Raw genomic sequence first — 16,017 nt, forward strand, 5'->3', positions numbered from 1 at the left:
CTCCTATCCCTGTTACTTCCTAATTCCTTTTTAGTGGGGGAGTGTGAACAGTTACAATTTATCTTATCAATTATCCCAAAGTCTCTATTTCTCATAGACAATAAAATAACAACATCCTGTACATCCTCTAATCCTGGATATCCTGATTCAGACAAAAAAATCCTCAAAATCCCCACGTCAAATAAACAACAACATCCTGAAAATCCTAAAATCCTGGACATCCTGATTCAGACAAAAAAAATCCTCAAAATCCCCACTGCAAATAAACAACAACATCCTGAAAATCCTAAAATCCTGGACATCCTGATTCAGACAAAAAAAATCCTCAAAATCCACACTGCAAATAAACAACCACATCCTGTAAATCCTAAAATCCTGGACATCCTGATTCAGACAAAAAAATCCTCAAAATCCACACATCAAATAAACAACCACATCCTGAAAATCCTTGAATCCTGGACATCCTGATTCAGACAACTTAAACCTGGTATCTAGGATTAAAAACCTTCTTATATTCCAACTTCAACCCACCAAAATTAATCAATAAACCAACAGGAAAATTATAAGCCACCAAATAATTTTTCGCTTGTGCTAAATGAACATCTTCCAAAGAAATAACCGCTTTCAACTCCACCACAACCTGATTTTCAACTATAAAATCCGCCCTTCGTGTTCCTACTTCAATTCCTTCATAATAAATTACTTGTTCTACCTCTCTTCCAAAACCTAAACCTGATTTTTGCAATTCAATTTCCAGACATCTTTGATAAATAACCTCCTGAAAACCATTTCCCAAAGTTCGGTGTATTTTCATTGCACACCCATTAATGATATATGTGATTTCATCTAATTTTTTATTTTGGGTATTAGGTGTGTTCATTGATTTACATGATTGTTATTTGTAAGTTATTCGTGGGATGCTGAAATTGTAATTGTCTGAATCAGGATGTCCAGGATTTTAGGATGTACAGGATTGTTATTGATGAATTGTCCGTGAATATTGAAAGATAAAAAATGATAATTACAATCACAGAATATTATCTATACCTCAATTTTAGTAATGATAGTAATTGCAATTAAATCATCCTCTACAGTATTTAATTGCTTAACTACATTACTGTTTCCTGCGTGTAGATGCGTTAAAGTATCAGTATCAAGTAAGTACATTAAATCTCTTCATCCTCATCAACTTCTGCTCTTCCTCTTGCTTCATAAATAGATGCTCTTAAATCAGCTAATGAATCATCATCAGCAAAAGTGCCAGCTTGTTGAATGAGAATATATCGGTGAGATGGAGAACTTAACCATTCATCAATTGCAACTTTTAAAAATCTCCAGTTATTCTCTATTTTTTGTCCGGGAATATTCCCCAGTAATGTTTGACGAATTACCGCTTCTTGAGGTAAACGCAAATATTCGGCAACTTCATCAATTGTGAGAACTTCTGGTAATGTTATTTGACTCATAAGGATTGCCACAACCTTGTATTTTTGTTAATGTTTATAGTTAATATTTCAAGTCAAAATGTTGATTTTTTGGCAAAATCATCAAAACACCGAAATCTTCCTGCTTCAAAATCATCTAATCCTTGTTGAATACCTTGAATAGCTGCTTGTGAGTCTTCTAATTCCCAGTCTAGGATATTTTTTAATAATTCAGCCGCAACTAAACTGATATCTTTTCTTTGTTGGGTTGCTTTTTCAAGTAGTCTTGCTTCTAGTTCTGGAGTTAGGGAAATAGCGATCGCCATAACTGTATATTTTGGTGAAAGTTTATAAATATTATAACATCCTGTAAATCCTAAAATCCTGGACATCCTGATATGGCTTGCGCCACGCTACGCTATCAGACAAAAAATCCAGATTAATAGTGTATAATAAAGATAAACCTCACCAAAGGTATATATAATTATGAATACATTAGAAAAATTAGAATTGCTCAGTGAAAACTGTAGAGACAACACAGAATTAGAAAGAATTATTGGGCAACTCCTAAATGTAATTTTAACTCGTCATCGTCAAAAACTAGCTACATATAACTTAGATATAGATAAGTTTGAAAAAAAATATCAACTCACTTCTGAACAATTTATAGAACAATTTAACTCAGGAAGTTTAGGGGATGAAATGGATTTTTTTGAATGGTTTGGTTTATGCGAACTTCGCAAAGATATTTTAACAAAAATCCATAAGTTAGAACAAGCCTTATGAAAAATATTAAAAACGCTGATGATTATTTAGCTTGGATCAAATCTATAATTACACTTTGTCCAAAAGCTGTAAATTTTAAAATTCTTAGAGAAGAAGCACAAACTGATAAAGGTTTATGGCGTTATCGTGTGATATTAAAAGATAGTAGTTTTTTAGAAATGTTTGAGTTTTTTAAAATAGAATCTGGACAAGTAGAAATAATTAAATATAGTTTTCATTGGCAAACTGAAAATAGAGAACTAATAAAACGTTGGGATAACGCACCCCATCACCCCGAAATTGCCACCTATCCTCATCATGTACATGATGGTTCTGAAGACTCTGTTTTTCCCTATTTACCTGTTGATATTGAAGATATTTTTAAACTCCTTTAATCCTGGTTATCCTGATATGGCTTGCGCCACGCTATCAGACAAAAAATATTTAAAATTATTAATTTAAAAATTTACTATGTTATAATATAGAAGTTATCAAAATTATTAAAATAATTCTATGATGACTCAAGTAATGATTCAACCCTCATACTGGATAGAATCTGGAATTGAAATCAGCAAAGTCAGAAATTTGAACTTGTTTAAATTCACTCCAGAATTACAATCTAGGTTAGAAGAACTTGCTGATAAAAATAAAGCAGGAATGTTAACTACAAAAGAAGAAGCTGAACTAGCAGGAATATTAGAACTGGACAGGATTTTTACTTTATTGAATGCAAAAATAATTGCTGAATCATGACAGTTAACGAGACAACTAAAAAATTAGTCAGAGAAAGAGCAAAATTCCTTTGTGAATACTGTCATTCTTTAGAAGAAGCAAGTGCAGCGTTATTTGCTATTGATCATATTATTCCCCAGTCTCTTCCTGGTTCATCAGATGATCCTGATAATTTAGCTTTAGCTTGTCAACGTTGTAACGGATATCGCTATAATTTTACAACTGGTATTGACCCGGAAACTGGAGATTTAATTCCTATATTTAATCCTCGAAAACAGAAATGGTCAGATCATTTTCTTTGGTCAGCAGATGGTTTAAAAATTATTGGTATTACTCCTACAGGAAGGGCTACTTGTAATCGCTTAGACCTCAATGATGATAGGCATAATGAAGGTTCTATTATCAAAGCGCGTCGTTTTTGGATAAAAGGTGGTTGGCATCCACCAGATGAAGACCCGCGACAAAGTTGAGAAACCCCAGCACTTTCACAATAATATAGATGATGATCAAAATGTTGGGTTTCACTGCGTTCTACCCAACCTACAGTTTGTATGGTTCGTTGGTAATTTGTAGGTTATGGATGGGATTTTGAAACTTTCATTGTCAGAAAAAAACATCTTAATCAAAAATAGACATAACTTTAATACCAACTACTTTGTGCATCGGTTTTGTTTTCTTTTCAGTAGTAATTAACTCCTCAGCATCAACAGAAAAAGCAGCAGCTACATGAAGTGCATCCATAGCAGCTAATCCATACCGAGAAGCAATTTTATAAGCCTCTTGTACAATATAAGTTAAATCATTTGCCCAGTAGATAACATCATTAAAAAACTCTTCATAAAATTGATATTCTTCCGGTTGCTGATGATAAACTGCTTTAGGACTTACCTCCAATCTGACAAACTCACTAGCAGCAAATACCCGGTGTGAGTCTGATAGTATTTCTAATGCTTTTTCTGCAATTAAACCAGTACCATTCGTTGCACTCAATAACACACCCGAATCAATATAAGTTATAATCATTATTCTCTACCTTGGATTCCACCCCTACGATCAGCTAATTCTTTTTCTATTTCATCTGCATTTAATAAAGGTTTACCAGATGCAACAATTTTAGACCGAATTTCTCGTAAACGTTCCCCCAAAGGCGGTTTTTTGGCAGTGGTTTTCAATTGCATAAATTCCACAAATTTTAAGACTTCCTGTTGTTTATCCTGGGGTAATGATCGCCACTTTGTTAATAATTCTTGTTCTGAAATCATTGATTTTTACCCAATTCAGTTAATTGTCTTAAACCTTATTTTCAATAATAGCAAATCTCACATCAAATTAAACCATGTTCTGCTGCTTTTTCGCGTAGTCTTGCTTCTAGTTCTGGAGTTAGGGAAATAGCGATCGCCATAACTGTATATTTTGGTGAAAGTTTATAACTGTTATAACATCCTGAAAGTCCTCTAATCCTGGATATCCTGATTCAGACAATAAAAAACCCGCTACAGGAATCCTATAACGGGTAAATTTATTAATTGCAGTTATGGTTAATCTTTAGATACAGAACTTATACCATCCATTCCAAAACAGCTTCATCTTTAGTATTAGTATTACGAGAAGGTGTTTCGCGCTCAAACTTCATGTGAATAGAACGGGTTTGTTCACCATCAGCCGCAACAGCTAAAATTGGGTAGTCAATTAAACCATCTTGGAAAGACATTTGGAAGCGGAATGTACCATCCGAATTAAGTTTAATGGGACGACCACCAATGGTTACAGTTGCATCAGGTTCGGTTGCACCGTAAACAATCAACTCAGCATCAGCAACTAACCAGAATTTGCGAGGACGCGCAGGAATAGCAGAAGCGGAGAAACCGGACATTCCCACACCGGACATAGTTAAACCAGATACGGTAGGAATAGCCCACATACCTACACCAGATGGGAAAACGTAGGAACTGAGAGCTTGTTCGGGAGCAGCAGAACCGGGGATGTGCTGCATAGAACCGAATATAGAACCTGCAACTCGTTGAGCTTCAGCGGACTCTGCTAGATCAAAGATTTGTTCGTAGATGGGATTTTCACCACTCGCGGACGCAGTAGCAGTTGGTAATTTCTTGGATGGGGGAACTAGTTCGTAGAAGGTCTTACCACGTAGGTCTTCTTCAAAGTCTACAGTGATGAAGACATCTTCAATCCAATCTGAAGGATAAACGGGGGGAATATGCACTCTCGCGGAACGCGCTAATACTAACCAACCACCATCAGCGGTGCGATAACCCACATCTATCACATAATCGCGATCGCTCACAGGAATTGGCAAATACCATTCTCTCGCTAGTTCATCAGCAGGGTATTCTTGAATACTGTGGGGACTTTGATAATCTAGATCAACATCAGTAACATCATAAATCCGCAAAGCTAGGGTTTGTCCACCTTGACGACGAAGTGCTTCTTTATGGTCGTTAGGAATATCCCAGTAAGTGTAAGCCCATTGAGGATCACGAGGTAACAGCACAATCCGACTGTCACCATAACCAGCAGGTAAATCTGCTAGTGCTTCATCAACATCAGCGAGAGAACCACCAGTGCGATCTTCTTGACCTAACTCAAATTTTGCTGCTTCCACGGTTTCTTGTGCCTCCAGATTAGGGGATGAACTGAGCGAGAATTTACTATTTTGAACGTCTTCAATTGATGCTAATAACTGCGATTTCCGCATTCTGCTGTAACGAGATATACAGTATTCACTGGCAACTTTGCGTAATTGCCGTAGGGTCATCTCTTCTAGCGGTGGGCGTTCTTTTGCCATTGATTTGGACTCCAGTAGTTTGAAAGGTAAATTATTGTTTCCGGGTTAAAAAAAGTTTGATGAAATATCATCTACCCAGATTTTTTTATTCCTGACTCCTGGTTTTGCCCCAGTTTTAAATTTGTTTACTGTTTGTTTTTTTATTAAGATACCAACTCATCGAAATTCCTGGTTATGCCGTTGTTTTGCATTTATTGAGGATTGCAAAGAGTTGTTAAGTAAATATTAACCAGTAAAACTATCTAGGGATCAAGGGGTCTAAAGATAGGTTTTACTATATTTCACGTATTTATCAGCCCTGCGGGGATCAATATGTCAGGAAATCTTAATATATTGATCTCAGCTAGACCATTACTGTCAAGGTTTGATGACATCAAGGGAGGAGTCAGGAGTTCAGGAGTTCAGGAGGAAGAAGAAAGAAGAAAGAAGAAAGAAGAATCGTTTTCACCAATGACCACTGACAACTGACAACTGACCACTGACAACTGACCAATTACAAAAAATTCTGCATCACCGACATTTTCTGAATCAGCCATTTGCCTTCTTTGCGAACCAAATCATAACGAACCCGCAAGTTTTCATTAGAAGACTTTTGCTGCTGACTATTTTGATAGAAATTGGTAATTTCTTGTACCTGAGCGTCTACAGATACATAATCTTGATCTGTACCTTTTTTAGAGACAGCGACTATTTCTACATTATGCTTATATTGGCGATGGCGTTGATCTTCTTGTTCTTGCTGGGCTACTGACTGCCATTGGGATAAAACTGTACCTGTTAAAATTTCTTTTAAACCATCAATGTCATGATTTTGCCCTAAAGCTGAGGCTTTGGCAGATAACCAAGTTTCAATTACCTCCTTTGCTAACTCTTTGGTCAGTTCTTCGTTACTGGGTTCAGGTTCGCTGTTGGGGTCAGGAATAGTAGTGGGTGGTTGATTTAGTTGTATTGCTAACTGTTCTCCCTTTAATGATGGACTAGGAAAGAAGATATTTTTGACTAAGCCAAAAGTTGTTGATACTAATAGCGAAAAAATTAATAATCCTCCCAATGAGAAGAAAACTAGCCAAACTAAGCGCGTTTTTGGATCTAGACTACTGAGAAAATTAGTTTGAGACTGGATGAATCGCTGAGGAAGGTTATTAGCAGTGGGTTTGCGTCTTCTACGTTTGGGAGACTGGTGGTTTGTTGCTGCGGTCGAATGATCATTAACTGAATGTGTTCTTCTGTTTGGGTTGGGTGCTGTTAAGGGTATTTGTGATCTTTGATTTCCCGTACTTCCATCCGTTGATGGATGATTCCATCTCGGTATAGAAACCTGGGAAGATTCAGGTTGAGGTCGAGGATGGGTTTCTGGTAACTCAGGATTGACTGGTTGATGATGTCGTGGTGTTTGTGTGGTGTGATTATTATGGTGATTGGAATGATGAATATCTGGCTGGGGAAAGGATTGATGGTTAATTACTGCCCATTCATTGGTGATTTGGGCATCGTTGGGTAAAGATTCTAGATAAGCTTGTACTTGTCTATCAGCAAAGTATTCTTTTAAAGAGGCTTGCTGTTTTGCCAAATCTCGAAAGTGAGGAAATACTTCTTGCTGCAACCATTGTTCACTGTATAAGCATAGTCCAGGTAATAGGTCTGGTGAGTCTTGGGATTTTTCCCGAATAAAAGCTAAGGCTTCATATTCTTGACTTAGTTCTAAAACGCGGGTGGCTTCTTCGGTTTGTCCCATGAGTAAAGCACAAAGGGATTGTTCTAAATGCACGTCTTGGCGTTTGCCCAATTGCATTAATAGTTGCTTGGCTTGACGAATTAATGCTGGTTGGCGTTGAGCAAAACCTCTGGCGATTAAGGAATATACTGCTAAATATGTGGCCACGGCTGATGGGCGTTTACTTTCTAATTCAAAGAGTTTATGCTGTTCTGAAACTGTTAAATAATGGCGAATTTGTTGAATAAATCGTAAAAAGTCATCTATGTTGAGTCCTGATTGATCGTTGCCTGTGCCATCAATGCCACCACGATCTTCTAAGATACTTTGTAATAATTCTAATCCTTGCCGACGTTTGGGAATCTGTGTTTGTGGTAGTGCTAATAGTTCCAAGATGCGATAGGGACGCAGTTTGTAAAGATCAGCGGTCATTTCGGCGCGGACGCTGGGAAAGAGACCTTCCCGTGCTAATAATTCCTCACCTGTTTCTAAAGATATGGCCGCATTTTCATAATGACCTTGTTGCCATTCTTCTCGTCCTAGTTCTAGACAAGCTAGGGAGACGGTGAGGATAATGTCTGGTAGGTCTGGATTTTCAGAAGTTTCTGTTTGGGTAGCACGATGACCTGTTTTGAGACTAACTGGACTAGGTTTATTAACTAGGTACGGGCGACCAAGTTTTAATACTAATTCATATTCTCCTAGTTCTTGGAGTATTAACAAAGAACCAACAAATCGCTCTGGGGTGATTTCGATGCTGAGACTTTGAGTCTCTTGGTCTTTGGGGTTGGTATCTACTAGGTTTTCTTGTGAAAGTGTGTCAGCATTTTTGTTAGGAGTATAAACGTGAGCTAGATAAAGCTGATCGTAGGCTTTGCGCTCGTCGGTATCTAATAAAACCATATAAGCTTCTTCAATCAGCTTCTTGCGAGAAGATATAGAGGTAGTCGAATATTCCCGTCGGGGCAATTGGACAATGCGATCGCTGTATGCCTGTCGCAATTGTTCCTCATTTGCCGCCAACGGTAATCCTAGAATTCGGTAATAATCAAGCGGAATTCGCACAGCTTACGTCCCCTGCACTGTGTTCTCGTAGCTTCTTGTAAAAATTAACATAATTTACCTGGAGCGTTCCAGGCTTCTAAAACCGTCCCATAATCATAGCCTGATTAATACCGTGTTGACCTAGTACAATAAGTGTAGATAGTAACAGATATCTGATTCTTTGCCGTTAATTTTTTTATATCTTCAGTTTAAGGTCACTGTATCAGGAGTCGGGAGTAGGGGAAGTAGGGGAAGTAGGGGAAGTAGGGGGAGTAGGGGGAGTAGGGGGAGTAGGGGAAGTAGGGGAAGTAGGGGGAGTAGGGGAAGTAGGGGGAGGAAGAATGGTTTTCACCAATCACCAATCACCAATCACCAAATTTTTAAACAATCCATTCCGAAGCCCGCTCACCTAAGTCAAGAGGTATGCTAACTGCTTTACCAAGACGAGGACGCTCTTTAGTTTCTAGAATAAAAGTTTGTACTTGTTGTATTCCGCCTAAAGCATTAAGATAATTGGCAATGCTGTCCAGATGATCTTGATAATCTGTTTCGCTCATGGGAAAAGAAACTTGTCCAAAGTATTTCCACATGATTTGCAGAAATATTTTGCCTTGGGTGCGGCGAAACTGGACATCATAAGGTTGTCCCCATTTATCAATCAACAGTTGGCGTAATTCCTTTCCGGTCATAGTAATTTTGGTAATTGGTAATTAGACAATTATTTCTCCCTACCCCCTACTCCTCTGCTCCCCTGCTCCTCCGCTCCCCTGCTCCCCTGCTCCCCTGCTCCCCTGCTCCCCTGCCTCTTCCCCTTAGCTTATCTAGATTTTACATTTAGTTATGATATTAAGTTCCGTGACTCCAGTATGATAAGGATATAAAGAAATGTAATGCTAACGAAAGAGATGCTCACTATGTCTTGCAACTAAGAATTATGGCATCGCTGTGAGCGTTATGATTTCAATTCAGATGAGAGTGGCTCTTGTGCTGGTACTCTTATCAAAATGATTAATAAATTACACAAACAGCGCGGAGATTATGGCTCAATTTTCAGAATCAGCAGACGTTCCCGATATGGGTCGTCGTCAGTTTATGAACCTGCTCACTTTTGGGACTGTTACCGGAGTGGCATTGGGTGTATTGTACCCTGTTGTTAACTACCTTATCCCTCCTGCTAGTGGTGCTGCTGGTGGCGGTACTGTAGCCAAGAATGAACTAGGTAATGATGTTAGTGTTAGTCAATTTCTAGACAGCCATAGTGTGGGCGGTCGCAGTTTGGTGCAAGGACTCAAGGGAGATCCTACCTATATTGTGGTGGAAAGTAAAGAAGCGATCGCTGACTACGGGATTAATGCTATTTGTACCCACTTAGGTTGTGTTGTACCCTGGAACGTGGCTGAGAATAAGTTTAAATGCCCTTGTCATGGTTCACAATATGACGCTACTGGTAAAGTAATTCGTGGTCCTGCACCAAAATCCCTACCTCTAGCCCATGCCAAAGTAGAAGACGACAAAATTCTACTCACACCTTGGACAGAAACCGATTTCCGCACCGGCGATGCCGCTTGGTGGGCTTAAATAGTTAGTCTCAAGTCAAAAATCTAGAGCTTTTAATCAACTCTTGACAACTGACAACTGACAACTGACAACTGACAACTGACCACCGACAAATGACTTTATAGAGATGAGAAATGCCCTTACACCTGCGAGGTTAACTCGCACTGCTAAAGCAATGGTTAAAACATTGCTAATAGCGATCGCTACTGTTACCTTTTTCTTCACTAGCGATATAGCCGTCCCACAAACTGCCGCCGCCTACCCCTTTTGGGCGCAAGAAACCGCTCCTGCAACCCCCCGCGAAGCCACAGGGCGAATTGTTTGCGCTAACTGTCACCTAGCTGCTAAACCCACAGAAATAGAAATTCCTCAATCTGTACTTCCTGACACCGTATTTAAAGCCATTGTCAAAATCCCTTACGATGCCACCGTCCAACAAGTTGGCGCTGATGGTTCTAAGGTGGGCTTAAATGTCGGCGCTGTATTAATGTTGCCCGAAGGCTTCAAGATTGCCCCAGAAGATCGCATTCCTGAAGAAATGAAAGAAGAAGTGGGTGACATGACATTCACCCCCTACAACGACAGCACAGATAATGTCGTCATCGTTGGTCCATTACCCGGTGAAGAATATCAAGAAATCGTCTTCCCCATTCTTTCTCCTAACCCCGCTACAGACAAAAAAATCCACTTTGGCAAATACTCTGTTCATGTAGGCGGTAATCGCGGACGTGGACAAGTTTACCCCACAGGTGAAAAGAGCAATAATAACCTATTCAACGCTTCTGCCGCCGGTACAATTAGCAAAATTGCTCAAACAGAAGATGAAGACGGTAACGTTAAAAATCTAATTAGCATCACAACCGCAACTGGTGATGTTGTTACCGATACAGTTCCCGTTGGACCCGAATTAATTGTCACTGAAGGACAAGCCGTTGCCATTGGTGATGCTTTAACCAACAACCCCAACGTTGGTGGTTTTGGTCAAAGAGATGCAGAAATTGTTTTGCAAGACTCTTCTAGAGTTGCATGGTTAGTTGCTTTTATCTGTTTGGTGATGTTAGCACAAGTAATGCTAGTCCTCAAGAAGAAACAAGTAGAAAAAGTCCAAGCTGCGGAAATGAATTTCTAAATCATAACTATGATTTGTTTGATTGATTTGATTTAGATAATTCATAAATCGGAACAATCACTGTTCAGAATGATTACAAATTCTTGGCAAGATCATCCGTTATTTGACAGGCTTTTCGCCTGTCTTTTTTCTTATAATGGGTAACAAACCGATCAAATTTCTCAAGTCCAATAATCTCAAATAAACCGAAAACCTAGATAAATAATGCGACAGAATTAATTACACAATTGATTTTTCTGTTCCCTCTCTCAAAGAGTGAATTTAATTTTGTCCGACTACTTCTATTAAGAGTTTCAGTGTTAAAAAAGTGAATCAATACAAACCTATCACTTTCTGAAATTTAAAACTATTCCTACATTGATCTAATTCTTCCTCCTTCTTCCTTCTTCCTTCTTCCTGACTCCTGAATTTTGCTGTATGTTTACCAAAAAATGGATTTTTTTATCTTTATTAACTCTTCCTATAGCTTTAATATCAGGTTCTCAAAATGTGATAGCTAATTCAGCAGCAAAACAATCTGCTAATTGTTCTCGTAAAAATCCTCAATTTAGTATTGAGTTTTTTCAAACTAATAATAATGGTCAAAAATATAATAAAGGCATCAATCATGTAATTATTTTTAATCCTCAATCTCCAGAATTAGATTTTAAAGTAAACGTAGGGTTATCACATCAGATTTACGCTAAAGATTCTAGAGGCAGATTTCGTCGAGAATATGTACCAAAACAATTTCGAGAAATCATCACCGATGCTAATTCTCAATTAAATGGCAAATCACCAATTGCCGCCATTAATGCTGACTATATAGATCCAAAAAACCAACCTCAAGGCTTCAATATTTCTCGCGGTGTCGAATATTCAGGAGCATTTAAAAATAAACGTTCTTCCTTTGGCATCTCAAAAGGAAATCCCCAACAACGAAAAGCAACTATGGGAACTGGTAGAAGAGCAGCAAATATTCTAAATTACAATATGGTAGGAGGTAATGGCAGATTTTACAATCAAGGAAAATTTAAAGATATTTGCCAAGCTTTAGGGGAATTTGCTTGTAAAGGTGCTACTAATCGTTCTTTAGTTGCCATTACCAGCAAAGGTTATGTCATCTTGCTAGTTAATGATATGAAAGCAAATTCCCCTATTCAGATTTCTGCTAATAATAAAGAACTACTCCCCCACCAATTTGATAATCTCCTAACAGGAATTGCTAAAAATAACTGTTTAGGAACAATTCAAGAAGGAATGTTATTTGATGGAGGAATGTCTCCAGGATTGTTTTATAAAAATAAAATCTACCTGGAGAATCTAGGAGCAATTGGTTCAGTATTTTTAATTTATAAACAGTGAAAGTCCTATTTACGGTGCTGCACCGATTTACTTCTCCTAGACTTTAGCTGCCAAGCACGTTTTTTCTGTTGACGTTTAACGTAATCTCGTTTTAGAGACGCTATATCACTACCCTCAGCAAATAAACTATCCAGACCAATTACTTCCTCTTGAGGTGAAACTCTCAGATATTTGAAAATCTTAAATTTAGGGCGAGGAATAGGGGAAGTAATATACATAAAATAGCTAATGCCAATCCAAGCAATGGTACTAAATACAGTTGTAAATGCACCAACTAATAAAACTCCTAAGAGTTGAACCAATAAGAGATCAAACCCACCACCGAAAAATAAACCACCCGTTTTTGTGCCAAATGCTTCATACCAAGCATAACTATTAGGATTCTGGCTAAACAATCCTACTGCAAGTGTTCCCCAAATTCCGCAAACCAGGTGAACAGGAATAGCCCCGACAGGATCATCAATTTGTAATTTGTCTAAGAAAATTGTTGCCCAAACAACCAAAGCCCCACCCACAAAACCAATCACAGCCGCACTGGGAATATTCACAAAAGCACAAGGAGCAGTAATACTAACAGCACCCGCAAGAATGCCATTAATCATGAATGATAGACTTGGTTTCTCGTAAAACTGCCAAGACCAAAAAGTGCTACCTAATCCACCCATACCAGCAGCCATGAGAGTTGCTAAGAGAACATGAGATATAGCTTCGGAATTTGCTGTGAGAGTTGAGCCAGCATTAAAACCATACCAACCCAACCAAAGAATAAAACAACCGAGTGTACCCGTACTCAGGCTATGGGGCGGCATAGAAACAATTTTTCTCTTACGAAAACTGATTTCATTGGCAGGGAGTTTTTCACCCCGTTTTAATGTTCTATATTTTCCCAAACGGGGCTGTAATAATATTGCCCCCGTCAAAGCAGCCCAGCCACCAACTGAGTGAACTACCGTTGAACCAGCAAAATCTCTAAAACCCAGATTATATAGAACACCACCTGGCAAAGTTAAATCACCCGCACTACCCCAAATCCAGTGACCTGTGATGGAATAACTCAATGCTAAAAAGAAACTGAAAATTATAAATACACTAAACTTCATTCTTTCAGCAACCGCACCAGAAACAATAGTCCCGGTAGTACCAGCAAAGGTTAACTGGAAGAAAAATTTCGCACTGAGTGGGATTGCCGCCCATTTTAATGAATGGAAAACTCCTGTGTAATTATCGTTTGTTAATGGACTATTATCAGCACCCTGCAACAAAAAACCATGAGTGCCGATAAAATCACTCCCATCACCAAACATGAAACCGAAGCCCAAAGTCCAGAAAGCTACAGTAACAACAGCAAACACAATCAGGTTTTTGGCTAAAACAGTAATAGCATTAGCACTGCGACAAAAGCCAGACTCCAACATCGCAAAGCCAGCATTCATAAAGAATACTAAGCATCCAGTAAACAGTACCCACTGGGTATTTTGACTAACTTGCTGTGCATTTTGGCCAATTTGTAGACTTTCTAAGGAAGGTGGTGTGGACGCAGTAGCCTGAGATATCCAAACAATTGTGATAAAAGCTATTATTGGCAGACATATAAACTTTAACAACTGGGTATTTCTGGGCTTAGTTTTTCGGCTTTTTGGCTTAAACATAGGGAATTAGAATATTCTTGCGAAAGAAACATACGCATTATACTTTAATTCTTTGTATATTATGAACTAGTTTTAATGTAAAATATTTAACAATAATTTTATCTTTAAATTACCTTTATATTGCCTTTATATTAAAAATATGTTTATTTATAATCCGTAATATCCCAGATTTAATGTGTTTATTTGCTATAATCCTGAAAGTCTGGCTTTTGCTTAGATTTATATAACTTCATAAATACCCTAGCAGACTAGCTAAAAAGTTTTTTATCATTCACTTCTACTAATTCCTTCACATAAAATGGTAAATTTATACTCGCAGACCCACCCTGAACCCGAAGAACCTAAAACCCAGTATTGTCTATGTATCAACCGTAGTTGCTCCAAGACAAAAAGACCTTTAAGTGAGACAAATTGCGGAAATTGTGGCTCTAGCTTGATACTGAATAATAGGTATCGAGTAACTAATGTCCTGATGGCAACAGAAAAACACCAACTAGACAAGTCTAGACTTTATAATGCTATTGATATTGTTGAGGGCAAAAAATCGAAAGTAATTAAGGTTTTGCATACAGTTAATCAAGAAGCGATACAGCGTTTTGAACGAAGTGCAGAGGTATTGAATAATAATTGGTTTGAAGGAATTCCTAAAATAGATAAAGCCGGATACTTCCAGATTAGATTTCCCAATGATCCAATTCCAGCATCTTGCTTAGTGATGGAAAAAATCGAGGGGATAGATTTACTGCAATGGCTAAACACACCAAACAATCAACCACCTAATGATCAACAAACTATTGATTGGTTGAGAAAATTGACAATAATTTTAGGCCGACTACATAATAAAGATTATATTCACCGGGATATAAAACCATCAAATATTATGGTAAAAAATAGTGGTGGAGAAATTATCTTGATTGACCTTGATGCAGGTAGACCTATTACTAAAACTGTGGTAGATAACAAATCTCTTACAGTAATTGGTACTGATGGTTACATTCCACCAGAGCAAAGAAAAGGTAGGACTGTAACACAATCTGATTTCTACGCCTTGGGAATGACATTTGTACATCTGTTAACGGGGAAGCATCCCAATGAATTGGAAGAAGACCGAAATAAAAAATTGCGTTGGCGTGCCAGTGCGCCGCAAATATCACCACTTTTGGCAGAATTTATTGATAAATTAATAGCTCGGTCTCCAGAGGATAGACCTAAAAATGCAAAAGAGATTTTGCAAAAGCTAGAAGAAATTGAACGTAATCTGGAACATCAAGCAAAGGTTAATAAGTGGCTCAATTTTTATTTAAAGAAAATCATTGGAGTCATAGTATTTATCTTGGTGGGAATTGTTTTTAAGTTTGGAATCATAGATGCCAATACGTCTAAGCCTCCTGATAATAATTTGCCAACCTCTCAACCTCAAATCCCTCAATAATAAAAGGTACTTAATTTTAATTGTCAACAGTAACTAACTAAATCATTCACTATGTTATCCGTCAAAGATGCAGAAACCATTATTTTCAATCATGTTCAACCTTTAAATCAAGAACATGATCTTGAAGTTGTTGATTTATTAACAGCATCTCATCGGATTTTAGCAACTCCTGTCATTAGTTCTTTGGATTTTCCTCATTGGGACAATTCCGCAATGGATGGTTTTGCAGTGCGTTATGAAGATGTGCAAAATTCCACTCCTGAAAATCCGACAATGTTAGAAGTTGTCGAAGAAATTCCCGCAGGATATCAACCCAAAATTACTATTAAACCAGGACAAGCAGCAAGAATTTTCACTGGTGCAATAATCCTGACAGGGGGACAAGAAGCAGAAAAAGCTTATGTAGTAGGAGATACAGAATGTG

General features: G+C 38.0%; 19 protein-coding genes and 1 pseudogene. 11 read left to right on the forward strand and 9 right to left on the reverse strand.

Going from position 1 to position 16,017, the window contains the following annotated elements:
* Positions 1 to 468, forward strand: a 468-nt coding sequence (locus FJR05_RS26975) for a hypothetical protein (protein WP_217385584.1), incomplete at its 5' end; no start/stop codon positions are given.
* Positions 469 to 478: 10 nt separating this feature from the next.
* Here the strand turns inward: FJR05_RS26975 and FJR05_RS13030 are convergent.
* The 3 genes from FJR05_RS13030 to FJR05_RS13040 form a co-directional block, all read right to left on the reverse strand.
* Positions 479 to 880 carry a GxxExxY protein gene (locus FJR05_RS13030; protein WP_168644506.1) on the reverse strand — a complete coding sequence of 134 codons (402 nt, stop codon included), beginning with the start codon at positions 878 to 880 and terminating at the stop codon, positions 479 to 481.
* A 286-nt stretch (positions 881 to 1,166) separates the two neighbouring features.
* A complete protein-coding gene (locus FJR05_RS13035; RefSeq protein WP_028083851.1) occupies positions 1,167 to 1,466 on the reverse strand; it encodes a helix-turn-helix domain-containing protein in 300 nt (99 codons plus the stop codon).
* 53 nt (positions 1,467 to 1,519) lie between these two features.
* Positions 1,520 to 1,816, reverse strand: a complete 297-nt coding sequence (locus FJR05_RS13040) for a hypothetical protein (RefSeq protein WP_254446930.1) — start codon at positions 1,814 to 1,816, stop codon at positions 1,520 to 1,522.
* A 94-nt stretch (positions 1,817 to 1,910) separates the two neighbouring features.
* On the opposite strand from FJR05_RS13040, the gene FJR05_RS13045 reads away from it, so the two are divergent.
* From FJR05_RS13045 to FJR05_RS13060, 4 genes are all read left to right on the forward strand, one after another.
* Positions 1,911 to 2,210, forward strand: a complete 300-nt coding sequence (locus FJR05_RS13045) for a hypothetical protein (protein ID WP_168644507.1) — start codon at positions 1,911 to 1,913, stop codon at positions 2,208 to 2,210.
* Positions 2,207 to 2,584: a DUF6516 family protein gene (locus FJR05_RS13050; RefSeq protein ID WP_168644508.1), complete on the forward strand. Its 378-nt coding sequence runs from the start codon at positions 2,207 to 2,209 to the stop codon at positions 2,582 to 2,584. Before FJR05_RS13045 ends, FJR05_RS13050 begins: the two co-directional genes overlap by 4 nt.
* A gap of 118 nt (positions 2,585 to 2,702) precedes the next feature.
* Positions 2,703 to 2,942, forward strand: coding sequence for a hypothetical protein (locus tag FJR05_RS13055; RefSeq protein ID WP_168644509.1), 240 nt, complete (start codon positions 2,703 to 2,705; stop codon positions 2,940 to 2,942).
* Positions 2,939 to 3,391, forward strand: a complete 453-nt coding sequence (locus FJR05_RS13060) for an HNH endonuclease (protein WP_168644510.1) — start codon at positions 2,939 to 2,941, stop codon at positions 3,389 to 3,391. Before FJR05_RS13055 ends, FJR05_RS13060 begins: the two co-directional genes overlap by 4 nt.
* Before the next feature lie 148 nt (positions 3,392 to 3,539).
* Here the strand turns inward: FJR05_RS13060 and FJR05_RS13065 are convergent, their stop codons facing one another.
* The 3 genes from FJR05_RS13065 to FJR05_RS13075 all read right to left on the reverse strand — a co-directional run bounded on the left by FJR05_RS13065 (position 3,540) and on the right by FJR05_RS13075 (position 5,724).
* Positions 3,540 to 3,944 carry a PIN domain-containing protein gene (locus tag FJR05_RS13065; RefSeq protein WP_168644511.1) on the reverse strand — a complete coding sequence of 135 codons (405 nt, stop codon included), beginning with the start codon at positions 3,942 to 3,944 and terminating at the stop codon, positions 3,540 to 3,542.
* On the reverse strand, positions 3,944 to 4,183 hold the full coding sequence (locus tag FJR05_RS13070; RefSeq protein WP_168644512.1) for a hypothetical protein: 240 nt from the start codon (positions 4,181 to 4,183) through the stop codon (positions 3,944 to 3,946). The genes FJR05_RS13065 and FJR05_RS13070 overlap by 1 nt, the downstream gene beginning before the upstream one ends.
* A 296-nt stretch (positions 4,184 to 4,479) precedes the next feature.
* Positions 4,480 to 5,724: a DUF4912 domain-containing protein gene (locus FJR05_RS13075; protein WP_168644513.1), complete on the reverse strand. Its 1,245-nt coding sequence runs from the start codon at positions 5,722 to 5,724 to the stop codon at positions 4,480 to 4,482.
* 312 nt (positions 5,725 to 6,036) lie between these two features.
* On the opposite strand from FJR05_RS13075, the gene FJR05_RS13080 reads away from it, so the two are divergent.
* Complete coding sequence (locus FJR05_RS13080) at positions 6,037 to 6,192, forward strand: hypothetical protein (protein WP_168644514.1); 156 nt, start codon at positions 6,037 to 6,039, stop codon at positions 6,190 to 6,192.
* A 25-nt stretch (positions 6,193 to 6,217) separates the two neighbouring features.
* On the opposite strand, the gene FJR05_RS13085 is transcribed toward FJR05_RS13080, so the two are convergent.
* Together FJR05_RS13085 and FJR05_RS13095 are read right to left on the reverse strand one after the other, a co-directional pair.
* Positions 6,218 to 8,503 (reverse strand): IMS domain-containing protein, encoded by a 2,286-nt coding sequence (locus FJR05_RS13085; RefSeq protein WP_168644515.1) that lies wholly within the window; start codon positions 8,501 to 8,503, stop codon positions 6,218 to 6,220.
* 359 nt (positions 8,504 to 8,862) lie between these two features.
* Positions 8,863 to 9,171: a DUF3067 family protein gene (locus FJR05_RS13095; RefSeq protein WP_096665994.1), complete on the reverse strand. Its 309-nt coding sequence runs from the start codon at positions 9,169 to 9,171 to the stop codon at positions 8,863 to 8,865.
* A 349-nt stretch (positions 9,172 to 9,520) separates the two neighbouring features.
* On the opposite strand from FJR05_RS13095, the gene petC reads away from it, so the two are divergent.
* From petC to FJR05_RS13110, 3 genes are all read left to right on the forward strand, one after another.
* On the forward strand, positions 9,521 to 10,060 hold the full coding sequence (petC, locus tag FJR05_RS13100) for a cytochrome b6-f complex iron-sulfur subunit (RefSeq protein ID WP_168644516.1): 540 nt from the start codon (positions 9,521 to 9,523) through the stop codon (positions 10,058 to 10,060).
* A gap of 106 nt (positions 10,061 to 10,166) precedes the next feature.
* The gene (petA, locus tag FJR05_RS13105) at positions 10,167 to 11,168 is read left to right on the forward strand and encodes a cytochrome f (protein ID WP_168644517.1); all 1,002 of its coding nucleotides are present in this window, start codon (positions 10,167 to 10,169) and stop codon (positions 11,166 to 11,168) included.
* Positions 11,169 to 11,585: 417 nt separating this feature from the next.
* Entirely contained in the window at positions 11,586 to 12,512 is a 927-nt protein-coding gene (locus FJR05_RS13110) for a phosphodiester glycosidase family protein (protein ID WP_168644518.1), read from the forward strand.
* A 5-nt stretch (positions 12,513 to 12,517) separates the two neighbouring features.
* Here the strand turns inward: FJR05_RS13110 and FJR05_RS13115 are convergent, their stop codons facing one another.
* The gene (locus tag FJR05_RS13115) at positions 12,518 to 14,161 is read right to left on the reverse strand and encodes an ammonium transporter (RefSeq protein WP_168644519.1); all 1,644 of its coding nucleotides are present in this window, start codon (positions 14,159 to 14,161) and stop codon (positions 12,518 to 12,520) included.
* A gap of 472 nt (positions 14,162 to 14,633) precedes the next feature.
* Here FJR05_RS13115 and FJR05_RS13120 point away from each other — a divergent pair, with 472 nt between their 5' ends.
* The gene (locus FJR05_RS13120; protein WP_168644520.1) at positions 14,634 to 15,593 is read left to right on the forward strand and encodes a serine/threonine-protein kinase; all 960 of its coding nucleotides are present in this window, start codon (positions 14,634 to 14,636) and stop codon (positions 15,591 to 15,593) included.
* A 51-nt stretch (positions 15,594 to 15,644) separates the two neighbouring features.
* A pseudogene (locus tag FJR05_RS13125) lies at positions 15,645 to 16,017 on the forward strand (hypothetical protein); the annotation flags it as partial.

The organism is Dolichospermum sp. UHCC 0259 (assembly GCF_009711935.1).
GTDB lineage: Bacteria > Cyanobacteriota > Cyanobacteriia > Cyanobacteriales > Nostocaceae > Dolichospermum.